22 protein-coding genes are annotated in these 26,855 nt (G+C 69.4%); 11 read left to right on the top strand and 11 right to left on the bottom strand.

Going from position 1 to position 26,855, the window contains the following annotated elements; all coding sequences use genetic code 11:
- Positions 1-12: 12 nt before the first annotated feature.
- The 4 genes from ABZ855_RS13530 to upp all read left to right on the top strand — a co-directional run bounded on the left by ABZ855_RS13530 (position 13) and on the right by upp (position 8,100).
- Positions 13-4,293, top strand: a complete 4,281-nt coding sequence (locus ABZ855_RS13530) for an amino acid adenylation domain-containing protein (RefSeq protein WP_360806273.1) — start codon at positions 13-15, stop codon at positions 4,291-4,293.
- Positions 4,294-4,364: 71 nt separating this feature from the next.
- The gene (locus ABZ855_RS13525; RefSeq protein ID WP_360805765.1) at positions 4,365-5,318 is read left to right on the top strand and encodes a pseudouridine-5'-phosphate glycosidase; all 954 of its coding nucleotides are present in this window, start codon (positions 4,365-4,367) and stop codon (positions 5,316-5,318) included.
- Positions 5,319-5,440: 122 nt separating this feature from the next.
- Entirely contained in the window at positions 5,441-7,327 is a 1,887-nt protein-coding gene (locus ABZ855_RS13520; protein ID WP_360805762.1) for an HAD-IA family hydrolase, read from the top strand.
- Between the two features lie 32 nt (positions 7,328-7,359).
- Positions 7,360-8,100 carry a uracil phosphoribosyltransferase gene (upp, locus tag ABZ855_RS13515; RefSeq protein ID WP_360805759.1) on the top strand — a complete coding sequence of 247 codons (741 nt, stop codon included), beginning with the start codon at positions 7,360-7,362 and terminating at the stop codon, positions 8,098-8,100.
- A gap of 4 nt (positions 8,101-8,104) precedes the next feature.
- On the opposite strand, the gene ABZ855_RS13510 is transcribed toward upp, so the two are convergent.
- The 4 genes from ABZ855_RS13510 to ABZ855_RS13495 form a co-directional block, all read right to left on the bottom strand.
- Positions 8,105-8,494 (bottom strand): VOC family protein, encoded by a 390-nt coding sequence (locus ABZ855_RS13510; protein ID WP_360805756.1) that lies wholly within the window; start codon positions 8,492-8,494, stop codon positions 8,105-8,107.
- A 78-nt stretch (positions 8,495-8,572) separates the two neighbouring features.
- Complete coding sequence (locus tag ABZ855_RS13505) at positions 8,573-9,163, bottom strand: AAA family ATPase (protein WP_360805753.1); 591 nt, start codon at positions 9,161-9,163, stop codon at positions 8,573-8,575.
- Positions 9,164-9,216: 53 nt separating this feature from the next.
- On the bottom strand, positions 9,217-10,731 hold the full coding sequence (locus ABZ855_RS13500) for a cellulase family glycosylhydrolase (protein WP_360805750.1): 1,515 nt from the start codon (positions 10,729-10,731) through the stop codon (positions 9,217-9,219).
- A gap of 356 nt (positions 10,732-11,087) precedes the next feature.
- Complete coding sequence (locus tag ABZ855_RS13495) at positions 11,088-12,071, bottom strand: WD40 repeat domain-containing protein (RefSeq protein WP_360805747.1); 984 nt, start codon at positions 12,069-12,071, stop codon at positions 11,088-11,090.
- 400 nt (positions 12,072-12,471) lie between these two features.
- Between ABZ855_RS13495 and ABZ855_RS13490 the strand changes: the two genes are divergently transcribed.
- The 3 genes from ABZ855_RS13490 (at position 12,472) to ABZ855_RS13480 (ending at position 14,659) form a co-directional block, all read left to right on the top strand.
- A complete protein-coding gene (locus ABZ855_RS13490) occupies positions 12,472-13,155 on the top strand; it encodes an SGNH/GDSL hydrolase family protein (RefSeq protein WP_360805744.1) in 684 nt (227 codons plus the stop codon).
- Positions 13,156-13,243: 88 nt separating this feature from the next.
- Positions 13,244-13,840 (top strand): Uma2 family endonuclease, encoded by a 597-nt coding sequence (locus tag ABZ855_RS13485; protein ID WP_360805741.1) that lies wholly within the window; start codon positions 13,244-13,246, stop codon positions 13,838-13,840.
- 339 nt (positions 13,841-14,179) lie between these two features.
- A complete protein-coding gene (locus ABZ855_RS13480; protein WP_360805738.1) occupies positions 14,180-14,659 on the top strand; it encodes a carboxymuconolactone decarboxylase family protein in 480 nt (159 codons plus the stop codon).
- 133 nt (positions 14,660-14,792) lie between these two features.
- On the opposite strand, the gene ABZ855_RS13475 is transcribed toward ABZ855_RS13480, so the two are convergent.
- Positions 14,793-15,749 (bottom strand): ester cyclase, encoded by a 957-nt coding sequence (locus tag ABZ855_RS13475; RefSeq protein ID WP_360806270.1) that lies wholly within the window; start codon positions 15,747-15,749, stop codon positions 14,793-14,795.
- Between the two features lie 189 nt (positions 15,750-15,938).
- Between ABZ855_RS13475 and ABZ855_RS13470 the strand changes: the two genes are divergently transcribed.
- Complete coding sequence (locus ABZ855_RS13470; RefSeq protein ID WP_360805735.1) at positions 15,939-16,931, top strand: aldo/keto reductase; 993 nt, start codon at positions 15,939-15,941, stop codon at positions 16,929-16,931.
- A gap of 862 nt (positions 16,932-17,793) precedes the next feature.
- On the opposite strand, the gene thpR is transcribed toward ABZ855_RS13470, so the two are convergent.
- The 3 genes from thpR to ABZ855_RS13455 form a co-directional block, all read right to left on the bottom strand.
- On the bottom strand, positions 17,794-18,393 hold the full coding sequence (gene thpR, locus ABZ855_RS13465; RefSeq protein WP_360805732.1) for an RNA 2',3'-cyclic phosphodiesterase: 600 nt from the start codon (positions 18,391-18,393) through the stop codon (positions 17,794-17,796).
- A 14-nt stretch (positions 18,394-18,407) separates the two neighbouring features.
- Positions 18,408-19,874 carry an MFS transporter gene (locus ABZ855_RS13460; protein ID WP_360805729.1) on the bottom strand — a complete coding sequence of 489 codons (1,467 nt, stop codon included), beginning with the start codon at positions 19,872-19,874 and terminating at the stop codon, positions 18,408-18,410.
- 65 nt (positions 19,875-19,939) lie between these two features.
- Positions 19,940-20,377 (bottom strand): MarR family transcriptional regulator, encoded by a 438-nt coding sequence (locus ABZ855_RS13455; RefSeq protein WP_055531761.1) that lies wholly within the window; start codon positions 20,375-20,377, stop codon positions 19,940-19,942.
- Positions 20,378-20,532: 155 nt separating this feature from the next.
- Here ABZ855_RS13455 and ABZ855_RS13450 point away from each other — a divergent pair, with 155 nt between their 5' ends.
- The 3 genes from ABZ855_RS13450 to ABZ855_RS13440 all read left to right on the top strand — a co-directional run bounded on the left by ABZ855_RS13450 (position 20,533) and on the right by ABZ855_RS13440 (position 23,708).
- Positions 20,533-20,715 (top strand): ribbon-helix-helix protein, CopG family, encoded by a 183-nt coding sequence (locus ABZ855_RS13450; protein WP_360805726.1) that lies wholly within the window; start codon positions 20,533-20,535, stop codon positions 20,713-20,715.
- 21 nt (positions 20,716-20,736) lie between these two features.
- Positions 20,737-21,021 (top strand): DUF2530 domain-containing protein, encoded by a 285-nt coding sequence (locus tag ABZ855_RS13445; protein ID WP_360805723.1) that lies wholly within the window; start codon positions 20,737-20,739, stop codon positions 21,019-21,021.
- 227 nt (positions 21,022-21,248) lie between these two features.
- Positions 21,249-23,708, top strand: coding sequence for an HAD-IC family P-type ATPase (locus ABZ855_RS13440; protein ID WP_360805720.1), 2,460 nt, complete (start codon positions 21,249-21,251; stop codon positions 23,706-23,708).
- A gap of 25 nt (positions 23,709-23,733) precedes the next feature.
- Here the strand turns inward: ABZ855_RS13440 and ABZ855_RS13435 are convergent, their stop codons facing one another.
- The 3 genes from ABZ855_RS13435 to ABZ855_RS13425 all read right to left on the bottom strand — a co-directional run bounded on the left by ABZ855_RS13435 (position 23,734) and on the right by ABZ855_RS13425 (position 26,781).
- Positions 23,734-24,666: a hypothetical protein gene (locus ABZ855_RS13435; protein WP_360805717.1), complete on the bottom strand. Its 933-nt coding sequence runs from the start codon at positions 24,664-24,666 to the stop codon at positions 23,734-23,736.
- Positions 24,667-24,786: 120 nt separating this feature from the next.
- Complete coding sequence (locus ABZ855_RS13430; RefSeq protein WP_360805714.1) at positions 24,787-25,626, bottom strand: hypothetical protein; 840 nt, start codon at positions 25,624-25,626, stop codon at positions 24,787-24,789.
- 357 nt (positions 25,627-25,983) lie between these two features.
- Entirely contained in the window at positions 25,984-26,781 is a 798-nt protein-coding gene (locus ABZ855_RS13425) for a hypothetical protein (protein ID WP_360805711.1), read from the bottom strand.
- Positions 26,782-26,855: the final 74 nt, after the last annotated feature.

The raw sequence follows: 26,855 nt of genomic DNA, 5'->3' as shown, positions 1-26,855 counted from the left end.
AGCACAGATGTGATGCCCGGTAATCGTCTCGCCACCACCTGCCTGACCGACCTCATCGCCGAACAGGCACGCCTCTCCCCGGACCGGATCGCCGTCGTCCACGAGACCGAGAGCCTGACATTCGCACAGCTCGTGAGCCGCAGCCAGGAGCTGGGAACCTTCCTGAGGCGGGCCGGCGTCAACCGGGACAGCCGCGTCGGTGTGTTCATGGAACCGTCGCTCGACCTGATGACGAACATCTGGGGAATTCTGTGGGCCGGCGGCTCCTACGTGCCACTCTCCCCCGAATATCCCGAAGAGCGGATCGCGTACATGATGGCGGACGCCGGAGTGGAAATCGTCCTCACCCAGGAATTACTCAGGCCCGCCCTTCAGGAACTGTCCCCGCCCGGAGTCCGCACCGTCACCCTCGACGAGGTGTTCCGGACATCGGAAATGGACAGGGAAGAGGGCGGGGAAAAGGGCGGGGAAAAGGGCGGGGAAAAGGGCGGGCAGGAATTCGGAGAAAAGGGTGGGGGAAGGAGTTGGGGCCGGCCCCGGCCCGACGACCTCGCCTACGTCATCTACACCTCCGGCAGCACCGGGAAGCCGAAGGGTGTGATGGTCGAGCACCGGAGCATCGTCAGCCAGCTGCGCTGGCTGCACGACGACCAGGGAATCGACGCCGGCGAGATCATCCTGCAGAAGACACCGATGAGCTTCGACGCGGCGCAGTGGGAGATCCTCGCCCCCGCCTGCGGAAGCACGGTGGTGATGGGAGCCCCCGGCGTCTACCGCGACCCCGCGGCGATCATCGCGACCATCGAGCGGCACGGCGTGACCGCTCTCCAGTGCGTCCCCACCCTCCTCCAGGCGCTCCTCGACACCGAGGACCTCGCCGGCTGCCACTCGCTGCGCCACATCTTCAGCGGCGGCGAAGCGCTCTCCCGAAGCCTCGCCGCCCAGTGCCTCGACACGATGCCGGCGACCCGCCTGGTCAACCTCTACGGCCCCACCGAGTGCACCATCAACGCCTCCGCCTTCGTCGTGGACCGTGCGGCGGTGGACGACGGACCGCGCACCATGCCGATCGGCACACCCGTGAGCGCCACCACGTTCCACATCCTGGACCCGAACGGGAAGCCCGTCGCGATCGGCGAGATCGGCGAACTGCACATCGGTGGAATCCAGGTGGCCCGCGGCTATCTCGGCCGCCCCGACCTCACCGCCGACCGGTTCGTCGAGGACCCCTTCTCCGCCGCCCCCGGAGCCCGCCTCTACCGCACCGGCGACCTGGCCCACTTCAACGCCGACAGCACCGTCCAGTTCGTCGGCCGCGCCGACAACCAGGTCAAGCTCCGTGGCTACCGGGTCGAACTGGACGAGATACGCCAGACGATCGAGACCCACGACTGGGTGCGCGGCGCGGCCGTCCTGCTGCGCGACGACGACGCCACCGGGTTCCAGAACCTGGTCGCCTTCGTCGAACTCAACCCCAAGGAAGCCGCCCTGATGGACCAGGGCAACCATGGCTCCCACCACCAGTCCAAGCGCAGCAGACTCCAGGTCAGGGCCCAGCTGTCGCACTCCGGCTCCCGTGACACCGCCGAGCTCGACGGCCGGCCGGTGGTCGAACTCCCCGGCGCCGAGGCCACCCCCGAGCAGCGTGCCCGTGCCTTCGCCCGCAAGACCTACCGCTTCTACGAGGGCGGGGCGGTCGGCCGGGAGGACATCCTGCGGCTGCTGAACCCGCCCGCCCGGGCGCAGCTCCCCGCGCGCACCCCCGCCGACCTGAGCCGGGCCGAACTCGGCGCGATCCTGCGCGAATTCGGCCACCATGTCAGCGACCAGCGGCTGCTGCCCAAGTACGCCTACGCCTCCCCCGGCTCCCTCTACGCCACGCAGCTGTACCTCGAGCTCAGCGGAGTGGGCGAGATCCCCGCGGGCCTGTACTACTACCACCCGCTCCACCACCACCTGGTGCTCATCGGCCCGCCCCTCCCGGACACGCGAGCCCCCCAGGCACCCCAGGCACCCCAGGCACCCCAGGCACCCCAGGCACCCCACGCGAGGGTCCACTTCCTCGGCAAGCACCGGGCGATCGAGCCGGTCTACCGCAACAACATCCGCGAGGTCCTGGAGATCGAGGCCGGGCACATGGTCGGCCTGTTCGAGGAGGTGCTGCCGGCCCACGGCCTCGGCATCGCCGCAGCGGAGTACCGGCCCGCCGTCAAGGACCGCCTCGACTGCGCCGAGGAGGACCACTACCTGGGCACATTCGAGCTGCTGCCGCGTGACACGGCCGAGGACGCCGAGACTCACAGCGGCAACGGCGACAGCGACGCCTTCGACATCTACGTCCAGGCCCACTCCGGCCGGGTCGACGGCCTCCCGGCCGGCCATTACCGGTACGCCGACGGCGACCTCGTACACATCTCCGAGGACGTGGTCCTCAAGAAGCATGTCATCGCCATCAACCAGCGGGTCTACGCACGGGCGGCCTTCGGTGTCAGTCTCGTCGCCACCGGCCCCGACTCCTGGCGGCACTACCTCGACCTGGGCCGCAAGCTCCAGCGCCTCCAGATGAACGATCTCGGCCTCGGCTTCATGTCGTCGGGCTACAGCTCCAGGTCCGGCAACGACCTGCCCTCGGCCAAGCGGCTGGGCCGCATCCTCACCGACCTCGGGCTGCCCACGGGACCGTCGTACTTCTTCGTCGGCGGGCGCGTCAGCGACGAGCAGTGGCGCGGCGAGGACATGAAGGAGGACTCGGTCCACATGCAGGGACCGGCCGAGCTGATCAAGGAGGACCTGGCCGGGCTGCTGCCCCGCTACATGCTGCCCAACCGGATCGTCGTCCTGGACCAGCTGCCTCTCACCGCCAACGGGAAGATCGACAACAAGGCCCTCGAAGCGTCCCAGCAGAACGAACTGGCCCTGTCAGGGCGTGCGTTCATGGCACCCCGCACCCGCTCGGAGCGCCGGGTCCGTGATGTCTGGCAGGCGGTGCTCAAGCGTGAACAGGTCTCCGTCGTCGACGACTTCTTCGAGCTGGGCGGCAACTCCCTGCTCGCCGTGGCCCTCGTGGGCCGGCTGAACAAGGACTTCGGCCGGGCGATGCCGCTCCAGGTGCTGTTCGAGGCCCCGACCGTCGAGAAGCTCGCCGCCCGCCTCGACGCCGAGACGGCCGCGCCGCTGACCCGGCTGGTGCCGCTCCAGCCCGAGGGCGCCGGCACCCCGCTGCACTGCTGGCCCGGCCTCGGCGGCTACCCCATGAACCTGCGCCCGCTGGCCACCGCCCTGGGCACCGACCGGCCCGTCCACGGTGTGCAGGCGTACGGCATCAACAGCGGCGAGGTCCCGTACGCCACGGTCCGTGAGATGGCGACCGCGGACGTCGAGGCGATCCGGGAGATCCAGCCGCACGGCCCCTACCTCCTGTGCGGCTACTCGTTCGGCGCCAGGGTCGCCTTCGAGGCGGCGTACCAGCTGGAACAGGCCGGCGAACAGGTGGAGCACCTGTTCCTCGTCGCCCCCGGCCAGCCCCGGCTGCGCCCCCAGGACGCCGAAGGCGCCTCGGGCCGCGCGGACTTCGGTGACCGGGCCTTCCTCGCCATCCTCTTCTCCGTCTTCGCCGGCACGGTCAGCGGCCCGGCACTGGACGAGGCCCTGCGGACCGTCCGCGACGAGGAGACCTTCGTCGCCTTCGTCACCGCCCGCTTCCCGGGCCTCGGCGAGGACCTCGTACGGGCCGTCACGGGCGTCGTCCGGCAGACCTACTCCTTCACCTACGAGTTCGAGGAGCTGGCCGGACGCCGCCTCGAGACCCCGGTGACGCTGGTCAAGGCCTCCGACGACAACTACTCCTTCATCGAGCGCAGCGAACGCCGCAGCGGCTTCTCGGTCCACCCGCCCGCCGTTCACCAACTGCGGGCCGGCCACTACGAACTGCTGCGCGAGCCGTACGCAGCCGAACTCGCCGCCCTCGTCAACGCCCGTCTCACCGCCCCCGCCCCGTCCACATACGCGTCCCCGTCCCCGTCCCCGCATCAGGGCCAGGTGGCCCGCGCCGTTCTCCAGGAGGTCGGAGTGCCCCACATCAACATCAAGCACTTCCCGGTGCCCATCACCGAGGAGCAGGAACTCGAACTGCTCAGCGCGGTCACCGCTGCCGTACGGAACGCCTTCGGCTGCAGGGAGGACGTCGTCTCCATCGCCCTCGAACCCGTCACCCAGGACGTGTGGAACGAGCGGGTCTACGTGCCCGAGATCGTCGACCGGCAGGACCTGCTGCGCAAGACGCCCAACTACTGACCTGCCTGCCCCGGCAGTTCCACCCCGATCACCGCCCCGACCACGGCCCCCTCTCCAGTAAGGACCCTTCCATGACGCTCCCCGCACGCGGACACCGTCCGGTGCCCCTGGTGTTCACCGACGAGGTGGCCGCGGCGCTCGCCGACGGCGACCCGGTGGTGGCCCTGGAGTCGAACGTCATCACCCACGGCCTCCCCTACCCCGACAACGCGGCGACCGCCCGCAAGGTGGAGGAGGCGGTACGGACCGGCGGCGCGGTGCCGGCGACCATCGGGATCGACGACGGCCGCATCCTGGTCGGGATGACCGACGCGGACATCGAGCGCTTCGCCGCCACCCCCGGCATCCCCAAGGTGAGCAGCAGAGACCTGGCCGCCGTCCTCGCCTCGGGCGGCATGGGCGCCACCACCGTCGCGTCCTCGCTGGTCGCGGCGGAACTCGCCGGCATCCCCTTCTTCTCGTCGGCGGGCATCGGCGGCGTCCATCGCGGCGCCGAGACCACCATGGACGTCTCCTCGGACCTGATCCAGTTCACCCGGTCGAAGGTGGCCGTCGTCTGCGCCGGCGCGAAGAAGATCCTCGACCTCGGCCTGACCATGGAGTTCCTGGAGACCCACTGCGTCCCCGTCATCTCCTACGGCTACGACGACTTCCCCGCCTTCTACTGCCGCTCCAGCGGACTGCGCGCCCCCCAGCGCCTGGACGACGAGGCCCTGATCGCCCGTGCCGTCGACACCCACTGGGCCCTGGGCAACCCGGGCGGTGTCCTCATCACCAGCCCCACCCGCGAGGAGGACGCGATCGACGGACAGGACATCGAGGCCGCCATCACCTCGGCCCTGGACAGCGCCTCGGCCGACGGGGTGCGGGGCGGCGCGGTCACGAAGTACGTGATGCGTGCCGTGGACCGCGCCACCGAAGGACGGTCCGCGCTGGCCAACATGGCCGTCCTCATCCACACCGCCGAGGTCGGCGGCCGGCTCGCCGCGGCCCACGCCCGTCTCCGACGCGAGCAGAACGGGTGAACCCGGCGCAGCCCGTGCCCCGGCCCTCGCCCCGAGCCCGAACCCACCCTCGGCCCCACCCTCAGACCCAGACCCAGACCCACATTCAGGGCCGGACCCAGGCCCAGCCCCAGGAGGCAGCTGTGACCCGCGTGGCGATGTTCGACCTGGACGGAACGCTCGTCGACTCACCGCGGGCGATCGTGGAGGCGTTCGGGGTCGCCTTCGAGACGATGGGCGCCGACCCCCGGGATCCGGCGGACATCCGGGCGACCATCGGCCTGCCGCTCGAGCAGGCGTTCGCCAAGCTGCTGGGGATGCCGCAGGACGACCCCCGGGTCGCCGAGGGCGTCGCCCGCTACCAGGAGGCGTTCCGTACGGTCATCCTGCCCCGGGCCCGGTCGCTGGTCTTCCCCGGTGTTCCCGAGGGCCTCGACGCACTGCGCCGCGCGGGGGTCGTGCTGACGGTGGCCACGAGCAAGTTCCACACCAGCGCCGACGCACTGCTGGCCGCGGCCGGCCTGCGCGACCTCTTCACCGTCCTGATCGGCGCCGACGACGTCACCTATCCCAAACCCCACCCTGAGTCGGGGCTGCGGATCCTCGAACAGCTCGACGCCCGCCCCGAACACGCCGTTATGGTCGGGGACACCACCCACGACCTGCGGATGGCCGAGGCGGCCGGCATCGCCTCGGTCGCGGTCACCTACGGGGTGCACCAGCGGCCGGAACTGGAGTCCGCCCGCCCGACGTACGTCGCCGAGACGTTCCCCGAGGTCGTGGCGCACATCATCGGCACACTGCCCTACAGCAGCCCGGCCGAGAACAGCTCGGACTCGCACAGCTCGGCCGGAAACACGCTGGTCGAGGACATGCTGAACGACCGTACCCACCACATCGAGTTCAACGGTCACCTCACCAACCACGTGAAACACGCCGTCGTGGCCCTCGCCGGCCTGGGCATCGCCCCGGAGCGGATCAAGGCCTACCACGACAACTACGTCACGCTCACCCCGTACGGCTGCCCCGTGGAGCCCGCCCGGGCACCCCAGCAGACCGTCGACGACGACAACTGGCTCCAACTCATCGGCAAACGCCAGGACTTCGCCGCCCTCTGCGAGTTCTTCGACCGTCGCGAGCGGGAACTCGGAATGCCGGAGATGCTACGGCGCTACCTGCCGCGCCTGCTCTCCGGCTGGGTCGGCGCCCTCCAGCACGCGACCATCCATCTGGGCTGGGCACTGGACGCCGGCAACCGCTGGATGGCCATCGAGGGCATCGCCTACCTGGCCTTCGCCCACGTCGACTGCCACCCGGAGCGGACCGTCGTCACGGACGCCTACGGCCCGGAGCGGCCCAAGGACTCGCTGCTGCGCATCGCCCGCTTCTGGGACGACAACCGACCGCAACTCGCGGCCTGGGTGCAGAACCTGGTCGACGACACGACGGCCGACACCCACCCCGAGCTGCTCAGGTCCGGACTCCAGCACCGGATCGACCGCATGCTCGGCGAGGGCCACCCCCGGATCTACGAGACGCCCACCTGGGTCAACGACCAGGACACCGACGCCAGTTGGGACCAGCTCGGCTACCTGGTCACCCTGCTCTACCTGGCGGAGCCGGGGGACTTCCTCCTGCTGCACCTCATGACCGCGCTGCACGCGATGCGGCACATCGCGGACGCCCTCCCCGAGGAACAGCGCCCCGAAGCCGTGAAGTGCTACTGGACCGGCATCCTTGGCGTCCTGTTCTCCCGCGGCCACTTCTCCCTGCCCGGAAAACTGACGGCACTCGACAGCCTCTTCGACACGGCCATGGACGACGTCAGCGACCCGCGCTGGGCCCGCGAGTGGGACTGGCTGGTCGCACGAGCCGCGGAGGAGGAGGAAGAGCACAACCCGAAGCTGGTCTACGTGATGCGCGCGATGTGGCACCGCACGGGCGGCCGGTCCATCTACCGGGTCGCCGCAGGCCAGTTCACCGCGACACCCGAACTGCCCGCGACCTTCGAACAGCCGCCGGTCGACTGACCCCCTCCCAACTCGCCCCGAAGGAGCCCGACATGACCACAGCGACCGCCCCCACGACTGTCACAGCGACGACGCCCACACCCACGCCCACACCCACGACCACACCCACGACCACACTTCAGACGTACCTGGACCGCAACGTCCACCTGCTCCCGCAGACCGACCAACTGCGCGCCCTGCACACGGTCGTCCGCGACCGCCACGCCCGCCGCGAGGACTTCGTCTTCTACACCGGCCGCATCATCCGTCTGCTGACCGAGGCTGCCCTGAACCTCCTGCCCTTCGAGCCGTACGACGTCACCACCCCCGTGGGCAGCACCTACCCGGGGCTGCGCTTCGCGGGCGGACTGTGCGCGGTGCCGATCATCCGCGCCGGCGAGAGCATGGAGGCCGAATTACGCGCGGTGGTACCCGGGATCAGGATCGGGAAGATCCTGATCCAGCGGGACCCTACGACCAAACAACCGCACCTGTACTACACGAAGCTCCCCGACGACATCGCCGACCGCCACGTCCTCCTGCTCGACCCGATGCTGGCGACCGGCGGCACGGCGGTCGCCGCCATCGAGGTCCTGCGCGGGCTCGGCGTACCGGAGGAGCACATCGTCTTCGTCAACTTCATCACCGTGGCGGAGGGCATCACCGCCGTGTGCGAGCGCTACCCCGGCGTACGGATCGTGACGTCCGCCATCGAGGAGGGGCTGAGCGAGCACGCGTACATGCTGCCCGGCATAGGCGACTTCGGCGACCGCTACTTCGGCACGGACCGCTAGAACCCTATGCGGACCAACCCCCGTACGGCACGGTGATGAGTTCCATCGCGTGGCCGGCCGGGTCCATGAAGTACACGCCTCGGCCACCGTCGTTGTGGTTGATCGTGTTCGGCTGTTGGCGGCGCGGGTCGGCGTAGTGCTCGATTCCGCGCTGCCTGATCTGCGCGTACGCCGCCTCGAACTCCTCCTCGGAGACCAGGAAGGCGTAGTGCTGGGGGGTGATCCGCTCCGCGGGGATCGTGGCGAAGTCCAGGGTGACGCCGTTGCTCAGCTCGACCGCGATGAACGGTCCCCACTCGGCGGTGATCTCGAGGCCCAGCAGGTTCACGAAGAACTCCGCGGACTCCCGGTTGTCCCGGGCATGGACGATCGTGTGGTTCAACTCGACTGACAAGGAATGCCTCCGAAGGCATGTCCCGACACCTCCATGCCTCACCCGGCCGGTGACCGACACGCGATGTCGCCGTAGATCCTAACCGCCGTGCGCCGCAAGGGGCTTGAGAAGGTACGCGCCCGTCGCGACGCCCTGCAGGACGCTGTCGGCGGTCGACTCGGCGGTCAGCCCGGTGGAGTCCAGGACGTGGGCCTCGTAGGGGCCCAGGTCGCTGAACTGGTCGTGCAGTGAGCGGATCGGCTCGGGGTCGGTCAATGCGCCGTCGGGCCGGCTCTGCGCCCGTTCCAGGGTGGTGCGCTGGCCCGGCCGGAGGATGACGTAGCTCAGCGGCAGGGCCCGCTCCCCGGCGGTTTCGCGGAAGAGGTCGATGAACCAGGGCCCCACGATGCCGTCGCAGACGACCTGGTAGCCGCCGTCGGCGTAGCCGAACGCCGCCGAGACCAGCACCCGGAGGACCACCTGGTTCTGTTGATGCGCTTCGGGCAGGTAGGGCGCGAGCCGGCCCTGCTTGATATAGCCCCAGAAGTCGTCGCCGTGCAGGTGGACGCTGGGAGTGAGGCGATCGGCCAGCAGCCTCGCCACGGTGCTCTTGCCGGCTCCGGGAGGCCCGGTCAGGACGATCACCTGACCGGGATGAGGGCGCGTCCGGGAGAGGGTCGGCTGGTTCATGCCGCCACAGTGCCACAGTGATCACGCACCCGCGCCCTCGCGCCCTCCCACCCTCACGTCGCCGTACAGCTCACCGTCGGCACACCTCCACCCCCCGGTGCTCCCCCGAACCCGAAGCTCGCCGAACCCCCCACCGGCACGCTCCCGTTGTGAGCCGCGTTCACAGCGGTGACCGTCCCGCCGCTCTGTGTGTACGAGGCGTTCCACATGCTCGTGACCGCCTGTGAACCGCTCCAAGTCCACGTCACCTTCCAGGACTTGAGCGCCACCGTGCCCGAATTGGCCACCTTCACCTCGGCGTTGAACCCGCCGCCCCAGTCGCTGCTGACGGCGTAGGTGGCGGCGCAGGCCGCCGTACTGCCACCACCGCCACCACCCCCTCCTCCCCCACCGCCACCGCCACCGCCGTTCCCCGGGAAGCCCGGTGCCTTCACGCTCGCCAGGTACCCGTCCTTCACCGTGTCCACAGTCGCCCAGTCGTCCTTCAGAATCCCGCCGGTGTCACCGGAGTTGGGGTTCCAGGACCAGAAGGTCCAGTGGAAGGAGTCCGAGCCGTAGGTCGAGGTGGGCCGCAGATAGTCGACCAGCGCCGCCAGCCACCGCTGGTCCACGGTCGACTGGAGCGTCGTACCGAACTCCCCCACCCACACCGGCGCGATGTTCTGCTTGAAGATGTAGCCCCAGTACTTGTCCCAGATCCCCGGCATGTTCGCGGGGAAGGACGGGTCGCTGAACCAGCTCTGCTGGGCGACGCTCGTCGCGTAGTCGTGGGCGGAGTACACCACCCGGTTGGCCACATCCAGTTGCACCGGGTACTGCGCGACGCCCATCAGGTTGCCGCCCCACCAGCCGGAGACCCCGTTGAACGTCTGCACGCCCTCCACGAACACCAGGAGCTGCGGATTCACGGAGAGCACCGCGTTGCCCGCCCGCTGCGCCGCCAGCCGCCAGTCCCTCGTCGTGTCGCCGCAGCCCCAACAGGCCGGATCGTGCGGCTCGTTGTGCAGGTCGATGCCGACGACCGCGTCCTGACCGGAGTAACGCGCCGCCAGCGCCTTCAGGTTGGCCAACCACGTCGACTCGGGCACCGCCGAGGTGTACCAGAGCGCCGACTGTCCGCCCGCGTCCGGCCGATGCCGGTCCAGGATGACCTTGAGGCCGATCTGGCCGGCGTACGCGACCAGCTTGTCCATGATCTGGAGGGAGCCCAGACCCTGCAGGTCGGCGTTCTTGCCGCTGCTGAAGTCGATGCTGTTGGGGACGGTGGAGGACTTGAAGATGTCGTCGCTGTACGGCAGTCGGATGGTGTTGTAGCCGAGCGACTTCATCTGGTCGATCATGCTCTTGTAGTCGCGGGACCAGAGGCCGTGGACCACGTAGTTGCCGGTCTCGAAGCCGAACCAGTTGATGCCGGCGATCCGGACCGGCTGCCCGGCCGCGTCCAGGATCTGCCGCCCGCTGGTGTGCCAGTACCCGGCACCGGCGGCGGCCACGGCACGTACGCCCGCCGAGCCGGCGTCCGCCGCGTGGACGGCCTGCGCACCGGCTCCCAGCGGCAGCAGGAGCACGGCGGCGACAGTACACAGAGCTCGCCGCAGACCACGAAGCCGGGGGAGGCGGGAGTGGCCGGTCCGGCCAGGGAGGCGAGAGAGACGAGGGAGACGAGGGAGACGAGGGAGACGAGGGAGGCCAAAGCGGCCGGGAACTTCAGGGACACGGGGATGGAAGCGGGAATGTGCGCGGGGGTGGAAGCGGGGCATGCCGCTCGCTCCTCTCGGGAGGCGCGGCCCCGGAATCGATGGGAGCGCTCCCATGCGCCGCGCACTTCCAGGAAACTGGCGCTACATGCTCACGTCAAGACTCGCGGCAGACGCTCACTTCACACCGCGCGCCCAAGGGCAACCCCGAGCGAGTCACTCGGCCCTCACGACGGCCGCCGACGAAGCCGCCTCACCCCGACAAAGGCCACGACGAGCACGGCGACAGCGATGGCCCCGGTCCTGACGTTCCCCTCCGAGCTCCCGGTTCCCCCGCCCCCCGAGGCCGAACTCCCGTTGCCCCCACCCGAGTCGGAGTCACCCGACTTGCCGAACGAGGGAGCGTCCTCGGCCGCGACACCGCTCTCGGCGCCCTCACTCCCGTACATGATCTTGGACCCGTCGACGCTGTACGTGACCGACTCCCCCTGCTGCTGCAACGGCACGTCGAGCTGCCCCTGCCGCTTGATCTTGCCGTCGTTCCACGAGTAGGCGACGCCCCCGAAGTACCCGCGTACGGCCAACTGCCGCCCGTCGGGCGAGAACGCGGCGTCGGTGGCCCACATGTCGACGGGGGCGACCGGCCGGAAGACGTTGGTGCCGGAGGAGGAGAGCTTGGCGGGGCCGGCGTACAGATGCCCGCCGTCCTCCTGCTTGTCGATGATGTAGACGCGCCCCGTCTTCGGGTGCACCACGAGGGACTCCGCGTCGCGCGAGCCGTCCGAGTACTTCACGACGTACTGCGTGGCACGGATCGTCTGGTCCTTCAGCACCTTGGGCTCGGGAAGCTGGTAGATCCAGACGTAGTCCCAGGTCACACCGTCGTTGTCGCCGATGTCTCCGACATAGATCTGGTTGTTCGGGCCGATGGAGATGGCCTCGATGTCACGGGGCTTGCCGACGCCCTTCATGGTGACGGTGGCGACGGTCCGCCCGGTCGCGCTGTCGATCGCGTACAGGAAGGCCCCGTCGTCGCTGTCGTTGTGGGTCCAGTAGACGCCGGGGTGCTGGCGGGACGCGGCGAGACCGCTGGACTCGGTGATCCGCGGATCCTTGATGGTGAAACCCTCGTCACCATCGGCGGCGGAGGCGGGCGCGGCGAGCGCCCCGACGAGTAGGGCCCCGGCAAGGAGGGCGAGCGATCGGCGCATGCCCTCAAGCGTGCCATCCCGGCGATCGATACAGGGCGCGCGACCCCTCAACGCCCGCCGGATCACCGCACGCCCGACCACCGACGGCCCGCCGGACCGACCGCCGGACCGACCGTCAGACGGCCGCCGACCGCCGACCGACCACCGGACCGACCGTCAGACGGCCGCCGGACCGGATGCCCGCGCCCCCGCTCCCCCGCACCCCCGCGCCCGCCTCCCCTGCTCCCCCCTGCTCCCCCCTGCTCCCCCGCTCCCCTGCTCCCCTGCTCCCCTGCTCCCCTGCTCCCCTGCGCACAACTCCCCCCAACCCGACATACACCCGCCACACCGTGGCCCGACTCACACACCCCACCCACCCCACCGCCCTCCCAGCCCTCCTCCCATCCCTCATCATGAGCGGATGCTCAGGTTGATGCCGGTAGGCGACTCCATGACCATCGGCAGCGCCGGCGAACACACCTGGCGCTACCGGCTGTGGCAGCACCTGCGGGAGACGTACGGCGGTCCGTTCCGGATCGTCGGCCCGCGCGAGGCGCTGTACGACAAGGCGACGGACACCGCCGACTCCTACGAGTACGCCGACCCGGACTTCCCGCGCGCCCACCTGGCCGGCTGGGGCGAGGGCTGGCAGCACATGGCCCCGCTGATCGCGGACGCGGTACGTGCCCACAAGCCGGACATTCTCCTGGTCTCCCTCGGCCTGATCGACCTGGGCTTCTACACGGACGCCGACCAGACGGCCGCCAACGCCCGCCTCTTCGTGGCCGAGGCACGACGCTCCAACCCGCGCATCGCCATCGCCCTGCTCCCGGTGATCCCCAACGTCCGCGCGGAGACGGACCCGCCCTTCGCCGCCCAGGTCGCCCGCTTCAACGAACTCCTGGCGAAGACGGCGGCCGACCTCGACGAACCCCGCTCCCCGCTGCTCCTGACGTCACCCCCACCCTCGTACGACATCCACCACGACACGTACGACGGCACGCACCCGAACGCGAGCGGCGAGCACAAGATCGCGGGGGCGTTCGCGGAGGCGATGTACCAGGCGTGGGGCGTGGGTGAGCCGTACCTGTCCGGAACCGACTGACCGAATCCTGCCGTGCCATGGTCACCGTGCGTATCGTTGTACCGCACGGCTGCGCTCGTCCGGGGCACAGCCGGGGAGGAGTGCCACGATGACCGTCCTTGAAGACAGGATCGAGATGGCCGACATCGCCGACAACAGCGAAGAGCTGACGCTCGACACGATGTTCGAGTGGCTTGAGAAGAGCCCCATCCCCGACGGATACAGGGTCGAGATCGTCGGAGGGAACATCTACATGTCGCCGCAGCGGGACACCCACTGGGAGATCATCGCAGCCATCTACGATCAGCTGCGCACGAAGTACCCGCGCAAGCGCGTGAAGTCCGACGTCCGCATCGACTACCCGGGCCATCTCAACGGCTTCTCCTCCGACGTCACGCTCATGACCGAAAGTGCGGAGAAGAGCGACAAGGGCCTGTGGCAACACCAGGACGTCGAGTTCGTCGCCGAAGTGATCTCGAAGAAGACCGCCGCCAACGACTACGGTCCCAAGAAGGCCGCCTACGCCGAGGCCGAGGTCCCCGTCTACCTCATCGCCGATCCCTACCAGGGCAGGTGCTTCCTCTACACCCACCCCAAGAACGGCGAGTACGCGACCGAAACGAAGCTCGCTTTCGGAGACGACGTGGACCTCGGCGACACCGTCGTCGGCCTCACCCTCAAGACGGACGAGTTCCCCCGCGACTAGGGCCTGTCGTTTGGATCACGCCTGGGCCGCGGGGTGTGGCACGCGCATCTGCCGCGTTGTCGTCGGTTGCCGACGCTCCGCGTCGACGCCCTCCTCCGCCTTGCAGCTGCACGCACCACACCCCGCTCACCAGCAGACAAAGGCGCCGCAGCTCGAAACCGGCGTGATCCAAACAACAGGCCCTAGACCTCGCGCGCTCCACCCTCGGGCACCGACGAGACCCACGTCACATTCGCCCAGTCATGTCACATCCCCCCGCTCCCTCCCGTCGTACGTGTGCAACGCCCACAAGGCAGCACCGAAGCAGCCGAAACGGCACCAACGACGGAGGAGCCCACCATGGAAGCCCGTTTGAACCTCTTCGCCAGCCCCGCCGCCACCAAGGCCATGAAGCACCTCATCGCGGCGGGCAACGCGACCGCGGACTCGGCCCTGCCGCTCGCGACGCAGGAGCTGATGCGGCTTCGCGCCAGCCAGATCAACGGCTGCGGCTACTGCACGGACATGCACACCAAGGACGCCGCCGCCGCGGGCGAGACCGCGCAGCGGCTCCACCTGGTCGCGGCCTGGCGCGAGGCCAACGTCTTCACCGACGCGGAGCGCGCCGCGCTGGAACTGACCGAGCAGGGCACCCGTATCGCGGACGCGGCAGGCGGGGTCACGGACGAGGCCTGGGCGAACGCCGCCAAGTACTACGACGAGGAGCAGCTCACCGCCCTGGTCCTCACGATCACCCTGATCAACGCCTTCAACCGGGTGAACGTGATCGTCCAGCAGCCCGCCGGCGACTACGTACCGGGCATGTTCGCCCACCACTGACGGCCCGGGCGGGCCGCACAGCGGAAAGCGGCACACCGGAAGGCAGCACAGCGGAAGGCCGCCCGGCAGGAATGCCGGGCGGCCTCGTCACTTGTTTGCGACTCCGCGCTGTGGTCAGAACATCATGTGGTCGTCAGAACATCGTGTTGTCGTTGGCCGAGGTGGCCGGCACGTCCTGCAGTACGTCCCAGTGCTCGACGATCTTCCCGTTCCGCACCCGGAACAGGTCCACGACGGCCTGTCCGCGCTCGCCGGGCGCGTTCACGTAGTGGCTGTGCACGGCGACCAGGTCCCCCTCCGCCACCACCCGCTTACGGGAGACGGCCAGCTCCGGGAACGCCTTGAAGTATCCGCCGAGCCCCGCCCGCGCACCGGCCACGCCGTCCGCGATGGTGGGGTTGTGCTGGTGGTACTCGGCACCCCAGTACTTGTCGAGCGCGGACAGGTCCTTGTCGACGATGAGCTGGTCGAACGCCTTGGTCACGAGCTTCTCGTTGTAGGCGGTGAGCCACCGCGACCCCGGCTGACCGGTCTGCGGCCGGCTGACCGTGGAGAACATGTCGTTGCCGTTGACGCTGGTGTCCGGCACGTTCTGCCCGGTGTCCCAGTGCTCGGCGATCTTCCCGCCCTGGAACCGGAAGATGTCGAACACGGCCGAGCCCTTGGTCCCCGGCGTCAGTACGACGTTGGAGTGCACGAGGACGAGGTCGCCCTCGGAGATGACCCGCTTGACGTCGTACTTCGCCTCGGGGAACTGCTGGTGCGCACCCACGGCGAGGTTCTTCAGCGTCTCGGAGCCGTCGGCCGCGAAGGGGTTGTGCTGGATGTAGTCCGTGCGTACGAACCTGTCGACGATCGCGGTGTCACCGCGCTCGAACACGCCCTTGAGGACGCGTACGGCGACGCCCTTCTGGTACTCGAGCCGGGCACCGTCACCGACGTACCCGCCGAACCCGGCGTGCCCGTAGGCGTGGCCCCCGCCGAAGGACGGCGAGGCGACGGCGGGCACGGTCGCGGCACCCAGCAGGGCGGATACGGCGAGCGCGGCGACGAGGACGCGGCGGCGGGCGGAGTTGCGCGGGGCGGACATGTGGGGGGTCACGGTGCTCCCTGTCTCGGACTCTCGAACTTTGGGAAATCTTGAAACTTAAAGCGAGTGGCGCTGCGCATACGTAAGCACTAACTACGAGTTAGTGTCAAGGTCCGCCGCCCCGCGCACAGCCCGGCTCCCCTGCCCGCCCTTGCTTAGAGCGCACTCCACGACGTTGGCTGAACAGTTATGGAGTACACGCAGCTCGGACGCACAGGACTCAAGGTCAGCCGACTCGTCCTCGGGACCATGAACTTCGGCCCCCAGACCGACGAAGCCGACAGCCACGCGATCATGGACGCGGCCCTGGAGAAGGGGATCAACTTCTTCGACACGGCCAACGTGTACGGCTGGGGCGAGAACAAGGGCCGTACGGAATCGATCATCGGAAACTGGTTCGCCAAGGGCGAGGGCCGCCGCGACAAGGTGGTCCTCGCGACCAAGGTGTACGGGAACATGGCCGCCGACGGCGACGCGTGGCCCAACCACGACAAGCTCTCCGCGCTGAACATCCGCCGCGCGGTGGACGCGTCGCTCAAGCGCCTCCAGACCGACTACATCGACGTCTACCAGTTCCACCACATCGACCGCTCGACTCCCTTCGAGGAGATCTGGCAGGCGATCGACGTGCTCGTACAGCAGGGCAAGATCCTCTACGCGGGGTCCTCCAACTTCCCCGGCTACAAGATCGCCCAGGCCAACGAGATCGCCGCCCGGCGCGGTGGCACCATCGGGCTCGTCAGCGAGCAGTGCCTCTACAACCTCGCCGAGCGACGCGCCGAGATGGAGGTGATTCCGGCCGCGCAGGAGTACGGGCTCGGGGTCATCCCCTGGTCGCCGCTGCACGGCGGACTGCTCGGCGGCGTCATCAAGAAGGAGGCGCAGGGCGGCCGGCGCACGAGCGGCCGAGCGGCCGACACCCTCGCCGACCCCGCCGCACGCGCCCAGATCCAGTCGTACGAGGACCTGCTGGAGAAGCACGGCGTCGAACCCGGCGAAGCCGCCCTGGCCTGGCTCCTCACCCGCCCCGGCGTGACCGGCCCGATCGTCGGCCCACGCACCGCCGAACAGCTGGAGTCGGCGGTACGGGCGTCTGAGCTGAAGCTGAGCGAAGAGCTGCTGACAGCCCTGGCCGAAATCTTCCCGGGCCCGGGCCCGTCCCCGGAGGCCTTCGCCTGGTAGGACACGAGCGGCGACATTCACCTGCGGGAATCAGCCCCGAGCGGCCGTAAGCAGCCACAGGAGGTGGACGGCGGCCGCGCCGCGGACCCAATACCAGCCGGGCGCCGCGGGCCGACGGCGCGGCTGGCATCGCGGGCCGACGTGGCTGGCATCGCGGGCCGACACCGTGGCTGGCGCCGTGGGCCGACGTGGCTGGCATCGCGCGACACCGTGGCTGGCGCCGTGGGCCGACGGTGTGGCTGGCGTCGCGGGCGACGGTGCGGGCTGGCGTCGCGGGTCGGCGTCGCGCGCCCGAGACCAAGTCGGCCACGCGGCCCCGGATCAGGGCCTGCGACGCGGGCCGGCTGGAAGACCGGTAAAGCGGGCAAACCTCGTGAGCCGGCGTCGCCCGGCCGAGAAACCAAGTCGGCCACGCGGACCCGAGTCGGGACCGGCGACCCGGGCCCGGCTAGAGGCCGGTGAAGCAGGCCGACCCCCGTGAGCCGCCGCCGCCCGGCCGGGGCGAAGCCGGTGACGCGGGCCCTGCGACGCCGGCCCGGCAGAAAAGCCGGTGAAGCAGGCCGACCCTCGCGGGCCGCCGCCTGCGCCGGGGCGAAGCCGGCCACGCCGTTTCGCGTCGTCGGTCGTCGCCGCCCAGCCGAGACGAAGTCGGCCACGCGGGCCCGAGTCAGGGCCTGCGGCGCAGGCCCGCGTCATCCCCCGTGAGGGCCTGCGGCGCACGCCCGCGTCATCTCACGTCAGGACCTGCGGCGCACGCCCGCCTCACTTTCCCAGCGCCGCCGCCACCGCGACCGCTGCGAACATCAGTACGAGTGCGCCGGCCATTACCCTGTTCCGGATTTTCGGATTCACGCCGTCGAGCCTAACCGGCCGCGCCGAGGGGCCAGCGGGCGACCACCTCGTACCGGGGCTGCTCCCCCGGCACCCCCGACTTCGGCAGATTGCTGCGTACGAGCGCCAGGTCGTCCACCGTCCACGTGCGGCTCGCGAACGCGTCCAGCGCCTCGATGTACGGCCCCGTCTCGAACGCCTCGCGGCAGCGCGCCACGGTGAGGTGGGCCTGGTAACGCCGGTGCTCCCCCATCTCCACGCCCGCCTTCCGGCCGGCCGCCTCCGCCCGGTCGGCCAGCAGCCGCAGCGCGGCCACCTCACCGGCGGCGCCGGCCCACAGCGCCCGCCCGTGCCCGAACTGCCCTCCGCCGCGCACCGACAGCGCGAACGCGTCCGTACGGTGCGCTGCCCGCGCCAGCCTCTCGGACAGTTCCGGTACGACGTCCTCGTCCACCTCGCCGTAGAAGGCGAGGGTGAAGTGCCAGCCGGGTACGCCGGTCCAGCGCAGCGCGTCCGCGCCGGGCAGGTTCCTCAACCCGGCCACGGCGGCGGCGAGTTGCTCGGCCACGTCCTCGGGCGGCAGTACGGCGGCGAACAGTCTGACCGTGCTCATGGCACTGGTGGCCCTCATGGCGCTCACCGTACTCACGCCGCGGAGGCGACCGCCCCCCGCCGCTCGTCCGGCTGCTCCTCCTGCTCATGCTCCTCGTCCCGCTTGACGAGGCGGACGCGCACCCGGCCGGAGTTCCGTACGACACTGACCCGCAGGCCCCCGACGCGGGCCAGGACCAGGCCGACGGCCAGAGCGGCGGCCGTCGCGATGATGCCGCCGAAGGCGAGGCCGACCCGGGGACCGTACTGGTCCGTGATCCAGCCGACGATGGGTGCGCCGACCGGCGTACCGCCCATGAAGACCATCATGAACAGGGCCATGACCCGGCCGCGCATGGCCGGATCGGTGGACATCTGGACCGAGGTGTTCGCCGTGACGTTGACCGTGAGGCCGGCGATCCCGAGCGGCACCATCAGCAGCGCGAACATCCACAGGGACGGGGCCACCGCGGCCACGATCTCCAGCGAGCCGAAGGCCACGGCCGCCGCGACGAGGACGCGCAGCTTCGCCGTACCGCGCCGGGCTGCGAGCAGGGCGCCGGCCAGCGAGCCGACCGCCATGAGGGTGTTGAAGAGGCTGTAGGCGCCGGCGCCCGCGTCGAAGACGTCGTCGGCGTACGCGGAGAGAAAGACCGGGAAGTTGAAGCCGAAGGTGCCGATGAAGCCGATGAGGACGATCGGCCAGATCAGGTCGGGCCGCCCGGCGACATAGTGCAGCCCCTCACGCAGCTGCCCCTTGGCACGCGGCGCCCGCTCGACGGCGCGCAGTTCGCGGCCGCGCATGAGGAGGAGGGCGGCGATGGGCGCGACGAAGGAGAGGCCGTTGGAGAGGAAGGCCCAGCCCGTGCCGACCCCGGTGATCATCAGACCGGCGACGGCGGGTCCGACGAGGCGGGCGGACTGGAAGTTCGCGGAGTTGAGACTGACGGCGTTCTGGAGCTGGTCGGGCTCGACGAGCTCGGACACGAAGGACTGCCGGGCCGGGTTGTCGACGACGGTGGCGACACCGACGGCGAAGGCGGCGAGGTAGACGTGCCAGACCTCGACCTGCCCGGTGAGCGTGAGAACGGCGAGCACCAGTCCGGTGACGGCCATCATCGTCTGGGTGACGAGCAGTGTGGGCCGCTTGGGCAGCCGGTCGACGAGGACACCGCCGTACAGGCCGAAGAGCAGCATCGGCAGGAATTGCAGCGCCGTCGTGATACCGACGGCGGTGGAGGACCCGGTGAGACTGAGGATCAGCCAGTCCTGGGCGATGCGCTGCATCCAGGTCCCGATGTTGGAGACGACCTGCCCGAGAAAGAAGAGCCGGTAGTTGCGTACACGCAACGACTTGAACATCGAGGTACGGGTACGGGTACGGGTGGGGGCACCCGCCGGGGCGGGACCCTGGGAGTCGTGGGTGGGCTGGGAGTCGTGGGTGGGCTGGGTGTCGTGGGTGGGCTGGGTGTCGTGGGTGGCTGGTGCGGGTGCGGAATCTGCTCCGGGTCCCGGACTCAAAGGGATTCGCCTCCTTGCGGGGTCTGCCTGTGATGCGCGGGTTTCAACTGCGAGCCGGGCGCCGGCTACAGATGCGCGAGCTTCTCCAGTACGGGGGCGGCGGCGCGCAGTTTGGCCCACTCGTCCTCGTCGAGGTCCTCGACCAGGCCGGCCAGCCAGGCGTTCCGTCTGCGACGGCTCTCCTCGAGCATCGCTTCGGCCCGCTCGGTCTGGGTGACGACCTTCTGGCGCCGGTCCTCGGGATGCGGCTCCAGCCTGACCAGCCCCTTGCCCTCCAGCAACGCGACGATACGAGTCATGGAGGGTGGCTGCACATGCTCCTTGCGGGCGAGCTCACCCGGTGTGGCCGAGCCGCAGCGGGCGAGGGTGCCGAGCACCGACATCTCGGTGGGGCTCAGCGATTCGTCGACCCGCTGGTGCTTGAGTCGGCGCGACAGGCGCATAACGGCGGAGCGCAGTGAGTTCACGGCGGCAGCGTCGTCGCCATGGGTTAGGTCCGGCATGTTCTTTAGCGTAACTCATTACTCTGACTAAAGACCACCCGCAATGCGCCAAACTGCCCGTGACAAGGGCCACGGAACCTTCACATCACCCGTACGAGTGAAACGACCGCAAAAAGCCCCCCGCCGCCCCACACCCGCCCGCGACCCTCGTCTCCATGGGGACCAGCGTGCTCAGCCTGCGGATAGACGGGGAGCTGCTCGACCGGCTCCGGGACCATGCGGCGAAGAGGGGGATGAGCGTGCAGGACTATGTGATCCAAACGCTCATCCGAAACGACTTCGACGAGCGCTTCCAGAGCGCGGTCGAGGAGACGGAGAGGTTTTACGGGGTCACCTGAGCGACCTCGTAAGCTGTGCCCATGGCGAAGTGGACACCGAAGCACGAGGCGCCGGAGCCCCTGGAGGGCCCCGTCGTCGCCACCATCACCGGCGGCACGATCCTCTGGTTCGTCCTCTTCCTGGCCCAGCTCCCCTTCTACGGCTGGTACGCGGACCACAACCACGAGTGGTGGATCTGGACGTGCCTCGCGGGCGCGGGCCTGGGCCTGATCGGCATCTGGTACGTCCGGGGCCGGGACGCGGCAATCAAAAGGTCAGCGGCGACGCTCTCAGCCCGTCCGGCGTTTGAGGACAAGGCCCCTTAAGGGCCGAAGCGGGGGTCTGGGGGCACAGCCCCCAGGGACAGGATGGGACGGGTAGGGGCGGCGGGGGCGAGATCAACAAGCCCCCCACCCACCGCACCCTGCCGCAAACCCCTACGCACCCCCGAGTACACCCACCGCACGATTCCCCACCCCGCCCCTCCTCCCCAGGTCGGATCTTTGGTGCACTCACCAGGTGAAGCCGCAAATCCGCACGTACCGTCGAACACATGACGCACATCGACGCCGGCGCCGAACTCGATCCTGTGCACCCCGTCCCCCGCCCCCCTACCGGCGCCACCCCAGCCAAAGCCCCCGGCAAAGGCGCCGCGGGCGACAGCCCCCGCGCCCCCGGCCTCACCGCCGCCGAAGTCGCCGAACGCGTCGCCCGCGGCGAGGTCAACGACGTCCCCGTACGCAGCAGCCGCAGCGTCTCCGAGATCGTCCGCGCCAACGTCTTCACCAGGTTCAACGCGATCATCGGCGTCCTCTGGCTGATCATGATGTTCGTCGCCCCGTTCCAGGACAGCCTGTTCGGGTACGTCATCCTCGCCAACACCGGCATCGGCATCATCCAGGAGTGGCGGGCGAAGAAAACCCTCGACTCCCTCGCCGTGATCGGTGAAGCCAGACCCACGGTCCGCCGCGACGGCGTCGCCGCCCAGGTGAGCACCTCCGACCTCGTCCTGGGCGACCTGATCGAGATCGGCCCCGGTGACAAGATCGTCGTGGACGGCGAGTGCGTGGAGGCCGACGGCCTCGAGATCGACGAGTCGCTGCTCACCGGCGAGGCCGACCCCGTCGTCAAACAGCGCGGCGACCAGGTCATGTCGGGCAGCTTCGTCGTCGCGGGCGGCGGCGCCTTCACCGCGACGAGGGTCGGCCGCGAGGCGTACGCCGCCCAGCTCGCCGAGGAGGCCTCCCGTTTCACCCTGGTCCACTCGGAGCTGCGTACCGGCATCTCGACGATCCTCAAGTACGTGACCTGGATGATGGTGCCGGCCGCGATCGGCCTGTGCATCACCCAACTGGTCGTCAAGGACAACGACCTGAAGGACTCGATCGCCCGTACGGTCGGCGGCATCGTCCCGATGGTCCCCGAGGGTCTCGTCCTCCTGACGTCCGTCGCCTTCGCGATCGGCGTCATCCGGCTCGGCCGCAAGGACTGCCTCGTACAGGAGCTGCCGGCGATCGAGGGCCTCGCGCGCGTCGACACGGTCTGCCTGGACAAGACGGGCACCCTGACCGAGGGCGGCATGGACGTGACCGAGCTGCGCTACCTCAACGGCAGCGACGAGACATACGTACGACGTGTCCTGGGCGCCCTCGGTGAGTCCGACCCGCGCCCGAACGCCTCCCTCCAGGCCATCATCGACGCCTACCCGGACAGCGAGGACTGGCGCTGCACCGAGTCGCTGCCGTTTTCCTCGGCCCGCAAGTACAGCGGGGCGTCGTTCAGCGAGGGCAACGGGGAGATGAGCACCTGGCTGCTGGGCGCCCCTGACGTCCTCCTCTCCCCCACCGCCCCCGCCGACGCACCGGCCCTCGCCGAGACGGACCGTCTGAACCAGGCCGGCCTGCGCGTCCTCCTCCTCACCCGTACGACCCGCGACCTCGACCACCCGGAGGTGGCCAGCGACACCACCCCCACCGCCCTGGTCGTCCTGGAGCAGCGTCTGCGCCCCGACGCGGCGGACACGCTCCGCTACTTCGCCGAGCAGGACGTCGACGCCAAGGTCATCTCGGGCGACAACGCGGTGTCGGTGGGCGCGGTGGCGGGCAAGCTGGGCCTGACGGGCACGACGGTGGACGCCCGCCAACTCCCCACAGAGACACCGGAGATGGCGAAGGCGCTGGACGAAGGAACGGTCTTCGGCCGGGTCACCCCGCAGCAGAAGCGGGACATGGTGGGCGCGTTGCAGTCACGCGGACACACGGTGGCGATGACGGGCGACGGCGTGAACGACGTACTGGCCCTGAAGGACGCCGACATCGGCGTGGCCATGGGATCGGGCTCGGAGGCGACGCGGGCCGTGGCGCAGATCGTCCTCCTCAACAACAGCTTCGCGACGCTGCCTTCGGTGGTCGCGGAGGGCCGCCGGGTCATCGGCAACATCACACGCGTGGCAACCCTGTTCCTGGTAAAAACGGTCTACTCAGTACTCCTGGCCGTCCTGGTGGTCTGCTGGCAGGTCGAATACCCCTTCCTGCCGCGCCACTTGACCCTGCTCTCCACCCTGACGATCGGCATCCCGGCCTTCTTCCTCGCCCTGGCCCCCAACAAGGAACGCGCGAAACCCCACTTCGTACGCCGGGTGATGCGCTACTCGATCCCGGGCGGCGTACTGGCGGGGGTCGCGACCTTCGCCACGTACCTGATCGCCCGTCACCACTACACGGGCGAGGGCGCGTTGGACGCGGAGACGAGTGCGGCGACCCTCACCCTGTTCCTGATCTCCATGTGGGTACTGGCGATCATCGCCCGCCCCTACACCTGGTGGCGGATCGCCCTGGTCGCGTCGATGGGCGCGGGGTTCCTGCTGGTGCTGGTCGTACCGTCGCTCCAGGAGTTCTTCGCGCTGAAGCTGGTGGGTGTGACGATGCCGTGGATCGCGGTGGGCATCGCGGCGGTGGCGGCGGCCACCCTGGAGATCCTTTGGAGGTGGGTGGACCGCCGCTTCCCGGCGTGAGCCGTACGCCTATGGCATACGGCGTTTACTGAACGTCGATGAAGTCGGGCGCGGCGTACGCGTCCGAGGTGGTCGACGTGGTGGCGGCGACGTACCGGAAGAAACCGTCGACGTTCGCGGTGACGGTGGTCTTCAGGTCACCGTTCGCGGCGGTCCTGATGGTCTTGACGGTGGTGTAGGTGTTGGTGCCGTTCTTACGGAACTGCAGCTTCACCGCCTGGTTGCCGTAGCCGGTGTAGTTGGCGCCGTCCCAGTTGGCCCGGGTGAGCCTGCCGGTGACGGTGATGGTCCTGCCCTTCTTCACCGGCTCCGGGGAGGCGTTGACGGTGAGCTTGGCGAGGCGCCGCACGGTGGTGGTGCCGAGGCCGTCCTGCTGCTTGATGCCGATCTTGGAGGGGTCGACGCTCTCGCTCTCGAGGTCCTGTCCGTTGAGGGCGATGGCGATGGCGCCGGCCGACCAGACCTTCCCGGCGTCGAAGACGGTCAGGTCACCCTCGGCGGGGTAGATGTCGATGTTGGCCTTGCAGTTGGCGACCGTCGTCGACGTGGCCGTGCAGGTGGCGGGGTTCTCGCCCATGAGCATGCCGACCGTGTCCTCGGACTCGAGGCCGGATCCCTCGTAGAGGACGGGGCCGCTCATGAAGTCGCGGGCCTTGATGTTGACCTCGGTGCCGTGGGTCAGCGTGTAGGTGACCGGGACGACGACGTGGCCGGTGGCGGCGACGGTGATCGACTTGGCGACCTTGAGGTTGGAGAAGGAGACGTTCAGTTCGTACGGCACGCCGTCGTCGACGGGCGACGTGACGAACGCGGACTTGCCGCCCAGCACCTTCGCGACGCTCGCGCGGTAGTTGGTGTCGCCGCCGGAGGCGTGGACGTCGGCCTGCGCGGCCGGTACGGCGAGAGCGGAGAGAGCCAGGGCGCCGGAGACGGCGGCCACAGTGGCACGTATGCGCATGCGTGTTCCCCACGTGGAGAAAGGTGATCGTGGAGCCTGTTGGCCCCCATGATCAGATTCGTGGGGGCAGTGGTTGGTTGTGCGGATGAGCAATGATTTTGCGCACGCCTTGCACAACGGCTATCGCACGTCGACGAAGTCGGGTGCGGCAAAGGCGTCCGAGGTGGTCGTCGTGGTGGCGGCGACGTAGCGGTAGAACCCGTCGACGGTCGCGGTGACGGTGGTCTTCAGGTCACCGTTCGCGGCCGTCCTGACGGTCTTGAGGGTGGTGTAGGTGCTGGTGCCGTTCTTACGGAACTGCAGCCTCACCGCCTGGTTGCCGTAGCCGCCGTAGGTGCCGGCCTCCCAGCTGGCGCGGGTCAGCTTGCCGGTGACGGTGATGGTCGCGCCCTTCCTGACCGGCTCCGGGGAGGCGTTGACCGAGAGCTTCGCGGCGCGCAGGACGCTGGGGCCCACGATGCCGTCCTTCTCGACGGCCCCGGTCTTGGTGACGTCGAAGTCGTCGCTGCCCGGGTCCTGGTTGTTCAGGGCCCGGGCGTACGCGTACGCCTTCCACTTCCCGGCGGTGGAGTTGAACAGGTCCTCGGCCGGGTGGACCACGATGGACTGGGTGCAGTGGGCGACGGTTGGCGAGGCGGCGGTGCAGTGGGCCCAGTCGTTGCCGTACAGCCCGGCGTCGGAGTCGAAGTAGGAGGCGCCGTAGTACAGCTCGAGGTCGGTGAAGAAGTCCTCGGCGGTGAGGTCGACGTCGGTGCCGTGGGTGAGGGTGTAGGTGATCGGCACGGTGAGGGTGCCGGTGGTGCCGGCCACGATCGACTTACCGTTGTTGATCTTGATACCGGAGAAGGAGGCGTTGAGCGCGTACGGCGCGTCGGCCGCCGAGGCGGCCGGCACAGCAAGGGCGGAGAGAACCAGACCGCCGGTGACGGCGACGGCGACGGCGGTGACACGTATGCGCATGCGTTTCCCCAAGTCGAACAGAGGGGCCGACGGTGGTCGTCCTCGCGGCTTGCCATCACACGAGGCCCAAGTGACCGGCGAGTCTACTGACTCGATGTACGCAGACCTGCGCCGGGTGGTAATTCGTTACCATCACCAGCCCACCTGCAAAGGATGCGACTGTCGGGCGAATCTCCGTCACCGCCGCCGGGCTGTCGATTCAGCTGCACAGGAGAACTCATGAGGGTTGAGATCGACGGCTCGGCGATTCGCTCCACGGGAGATCTGCACACCCAGTTGTCGTGCGCCCTGGATTTCGGCCCCCATTAGGCCGGTGCCGCCCCGGCTGGGCGGCACCGTCCTTGGTTTGGTCGGTGGCTACTTCACGTCGACGTAGTCGCCGCCCGCCGCCGCAGGCGCCGTCGTCGTCGAGCCCAGGAAGGCGTAGCGGTAGGTGCCGTCGACCGTTGCCGTCACCGTGGTCTTCAGGGTGCCGGCGGCGCCCGCCTTGACCGTCTTGACGGTGACGAAGGCGCTCGTGCCCTTCTTCTGGAACTGGAGCGCCACCGGGGCGTTGACGTAGCCGACGTACTTGTGGGTCTGCCAGTTCGCGCGGGTCAGCGCGCTCTTGACCGTGATCGTCGCACCCTTCTTGACCGGCTCCGGGGTCGCGTCCGTGGTGCTCAGCTTCGAGTGGAACAGGAGCTGGGCGAGGCCGAGGCCGCCCTGGGTCTTGATGCCACCCGTGTTCGTGAGGGCGATGGCGCCCACGCTCCACTTGCGCGCGTCGGTGTTGTAGAGGTTGGCGTCCTCGCCGCTGGCGTGCAGGTCGATGAAGCCCTTGCAGCTGGCGACGGTCGACGACGTGGCCGTGCAGGTTCCCGGCTCGTCGCCGCCGAGTCGGATCTTCGTCACGTCGACGGTGTTGCCGACGTAGAGGACCGGCCCGGTGAGCAGCTTGTTCGCGGCGATGCTCTGCCCCGCCCCGTGCTTGAACGTGTACGTCACCGGCACCGACGTGGTCCCCGTGGCGCGGACGACGATCGGCTTGCCGTTGTTGACCGTCACCTTGGTGAAGGTGACGTCGGGCGCCGTGGCGGCCTGCGCGGCGGGCACGGCGAAGGCGGAGATGGCCAGGGCGCCGGTGACGGCGGCCACAGTGGCACGAATGCGCATGCGTTTCCCCAGGTGGAGAAAGGGGGCCCGGTGGTGCGGGGCCGCACGGAACTCATCCGTGCGGCACGCGGTCG

Source organism: Streptomyces sp. NPDC047042 (assembly GCF_040644035.1).
Taxonomy (GTDB): Bacteria; Actinomycetota; Actinomycetes; order Streptomycetales; family Streptomycetaceae; genus Streptomyces.
Note: the sequence above shows the minus strand (reverse complement) of the source record. Positions and strands in the feature narration are given on the sequence as shown.

Excerpts from the sequence above, each read along its gene's own strand:
- ABZ855_RS13505 (WP_360805753.1), bottom strand. The coding sequence starts at position 9,163 with ATGAACCAGCCGACCCTCTCCCGGACGCGCCCTCATCCCGGTCAGGTG.
- ABZ855_RS13495 (WP_360805747.1), bottom strand. The coding sequence starts at position 12,071 with ATGCGCCGATCGCTCGCCCTCCTTGCCGGGGCCCTACTCGTCGGGGCG.
- upp (WP_360805759.1), top strand. The coding sequence starts at position 7,360 with ATGACCACAGCGACCGCCCCCACGACTGTCACAGCGACGACGCCCACA.
- ABZ855_RS13445 (WP_360805723.1), top strand. The coding sequence starts at position 20,737 with ATGGCGAAGTGGACACCGAAGCACGAGGCGCCGGAGCCCCTGGAGGGC.
- ABZ855_RS13425 (WP_360805711.1), bottom strand. The coding sequence starts at position 26,781 with ATGCGCATTCGTGCCACTGTGGCCGCCGTCACCGGCGCCCTGGCCATC.
- ABZ855_RS13430 (WP_360805714.1), bottom strand. The coding sequence starts at position 25,626 with ATGCGCATACGTGTCACCGCCGTCGCCGTCGCCGTCACCGGCGGTCTG.
- ABZ855_RS13525 (WP_360805765.1), top strand. The coding sequence starts at position 4,365 with ATGACGCTCCCCGCACGCGGACACCGTCCGGTGCCCCTGGTGTTCACC.
- ABZ855_RS13440 (WP_360805720.1), top strand. The coding sequence starts at position 21,249 with ATGACGCACATCGACGCCGGCGCCGAACTCGATCCTGTGCACCCCGTC.
- ABZ855_RS13435 (WP_360805717.1), bottom strand. The coding sequence starts at position 24,666 with ATGCGCATACGTGCCACTGTGGCCGCCGTCTCCGGCGCCCTGGCTCTC.
- ABZ855_RS13450 (WP_360805726.1), top strand. The coding sequence starts at position 20,533 with ATGGGGACCAGCGTGCTCAGCCTGCGGATAGACGGGGAGCTGCTCGAC.
- ABZ855_RS13475 (WP_360806270.1), bottom strand. The coding sequence starts at position 15,749 with ATGTCCGCCCCGCGCAACTCCGCCCGCCGCCGCGTCCTCGTCGCCGCG.
- ABZ855_RS13490 (WP_360805744.1), top strand. The coding sequence starts at position 12,472 with ATGCTCAGGTTGATGCCGGTAGGCGACTCCATGACCATCGGCAGCGCC.
- thpR (WP_360805732.1), bottom strand. The coding sequence starts at position 18,393 with ATGAGGGCCACCAGTGCCATGAGCACGGTCAGACTGTTCGCCGCCGTA.
- ABZ855_RS13485 (WP_360805741.1), top strand. The coding sequence starts at position 13,244 with ATGACCGTCCTTGAAGACAGGATCGAGATGGCCGACATCGCCGACAAC.
- ABZ855_RS13455 (WP_055531761.1), bottom strand. The coding sequence starts at position 20,377 with ATGCCGGACCTAACCCATGGCGACGACGCTGCCGCCGTGAACTCACTG.
- ABZ855_RS13480 (WP_360805738.1), top strand. The coding sequence starts at position 14,180 with ATGGAAGCCCGTTTGAACCTCTTCGCCAGCCCCGCCGCCACCAAGGCC.
- ABZ855_RS13470 (WP_360805735.1), top strand. The coding sequence starts at position 15,939 with ATGGAGTACACGCAGCTCGGACGCACAGGACTCAAGGTCAGCCGACTC.
- ABZ855_RS13530 (WP_360806273.1), top strand. The coding sequence starts at position 13 with ATGCCCGGTAATCGTCTCGCCACCACCTGCCTGACCGACCTCATCGCC.